This is a genomic window from bacterium, from assembly GCA_040757115.1.
In the GTDB taxonomy this organism is placed as follows: Bacteria; UBA9089; CG2-30-40-21; order CG2-30-40-21; family SBAY01; genus JBFLXS01.
Window position 1 is genome coordinate 1 of sequence record JBFLYA010000421.1, and the last position, 1,600, is coordinate 1,600.

3 protein-coding genes are annotated in these 1,600 nt (G+C 34.1%); all 3 read left to right on the forward strand.

Going from position 1 to position 1,600, the window contains the following annotated elements:
- The first annotated feature begins 164 nt into the window (after positions 1-164).
- The 3 genes from AB1422_19315 (at position 165) to AB1422_19325 (ending at position 1,388) form a co-directional block, all read left to right on the forward strand.
- Complete coding sequence (locus AB1422_19315; GenBank protein ID MEW6621451.1) at positions 165-527, forward strand: Asp23/Gls24 family envelope stress response protein; 363 nt, start codon at positions 165-167, stop codon at positions 525-527.
- An 85-nt stretch (positions 528-612) separates the two neighbouring features.
- Entirely contained in the window at positions 613-1,179 is a 567-nt protein-coding gene (amaP, locus tag AB1422_19320; GenBank protein ID MEW6621452.1) for an alkaline shock response membrane anchor protein AmaP, read from the forward strand.
- A 14-nt stretch (positions 1,180-1,193) separates the two neighbouring features.
- Entirely contained in the window at positions 1,194-1,388 is a 195-nt protein-coding gene (locus tag AB1422_19325; GenBank protein ID MEW6621453.1) for a DUF2273 domain-containing protein, read from the forward strand.
- Positions 1,389-1,600 lie beyond the last annotated feature (212 nt).

Consider the following 1,600-nt stretch of genomic DNA (forward strand, 5'->3'; position numbering starts at 1 on the left):
GTGGAAAACAACAAATTTCCATAAATTTCTATTAGTTTCTATTAATTTCAATTTTTTTAATAATATCTCCCTATCTCCTTAATCTCCACATCTCCTTTTGTTACACCACCTGAACGCTTACAAAAAATCTAAAATCCAAAATTTATACAAGGAGGTAGTAACGAGTGGTAGAACAAACTAATTTAGGTAATGTTAAGGTAAGTAATGAAGTAATTGCGACTATTGCCGCAGTAGCCGCAACACAAGTAGAAGGAGTAGTTGGAATGAGTGAAGGGATTATTAATGGCATTGCGAAAATTATCAGCGGCTCTCAATTAACTAAAGGCGTAAAGGTGGAAGTAGGTGATGACGAGGTAAATCTGGATGTTTCGATTATCATTAAATATGGAACTTCTATCCCGGATATTGCAGGCAAGGTTCAGGAAAATATTAAAAAAGCAGTTGAAAATATGACTGGATTAAAAACAGTTAGAGTAAATCTGTATATTCAGGGTGTTCATGTAGAAGAAGCAACTAAAAATAAATAGATATTCACTAAAAATTAGTGATAAAATTAAAAGCAAGTAATTGGTGACTAATTACCAATTAGCTAACACAAGGAGGTAAAAACTTATGAATTTCTTGAATAAACTGGGGTTAATAGTCAATGTGTTGATTCTGGGGATGATAGGTGTGGAGGCAATATTACTTGGCACAGGATGGAGTAATTTTGCCATATTGGAGGAATATCTGAAATTACCTAATGCTAATTTGATTTTTGCAGGCATTGGATGTGGGCTGATAGCTTTAGGGCTACTCATTCTCTATGTTGACTGCAAAATTTCTCAACAAGAAAAAGGGATTATTCAAAAAACCCCTTATGGTGAAGTCAAGGTGGCTAAAAAGGCGATTGAGGATTTTGTCAAAAGAATAAGTAGCGAAGAATCATTTATTAAAACCATAAAACCTAAATTAATCCTTAAGAAGAAATACTCAAAACTTTCATTAGTTGTTAGTGTGTGGTCGGATATTCCAACTAATGAAGCCACGCTTGCTCTCCAGGCAAGGGTCAAAGAATCATTAGAAAACATCATTGGTCTCTCTAATCTTCGGGATATTAAAGTTGCAGTTGAAGAAGTAGTTCATCGTGGTGGCAGATTAAGAGGAATTGAATATACTAAAGTAGAGAGTAGGGGATAAAGGAGGTCAATCCAATGAACGAAATAAAAGATAAACTAATACAAATAGTATCTGCTTATCCTGGAGCGGTTATTGGGTCAGTAATCGGTTTATTAGCTGGCCTTTTAATTATTACCTTTGGCTTGCTTAAGGTTATTATTCTTTTGCTGTGTATTTCTCTGGGGATACTTTTAGGTTTTGTTGTGACCCAAACCAGGGAAGGAAAATAGGGTGGTGTCTTAATCTAGCATAAAGGTTAAAATAGTGTATAGGGTTCTGCAAAATAGGATTTGAGGGAGACAACAAATAAATATCAAATATCAAATATCAAATATTAAATATCAAATATAAATATCAAAATGCAAAATTACAAATCAAATTTCAAAAAGGACTTCAAGTATTTGTAACCGTTCACCGCAAGATGCCACAGAGACGCAGAGAA

Excerpts from the sequence above, each read along its gene's own strand:
- amaP (MEW6621452.1), top strand. The coding sequence starts at position 613 with ATGAATTTCTTGAATAAACTGGGGTTAATAGTCAATGTGTTGATTCTG.
- AB1422_19325 (MEW6621453.1), top strand. The coding sequence starts at position 1,194 with ATGAACGAAATAAAAGATAAACTAATACAAATAGTATCTGCTTATCCT.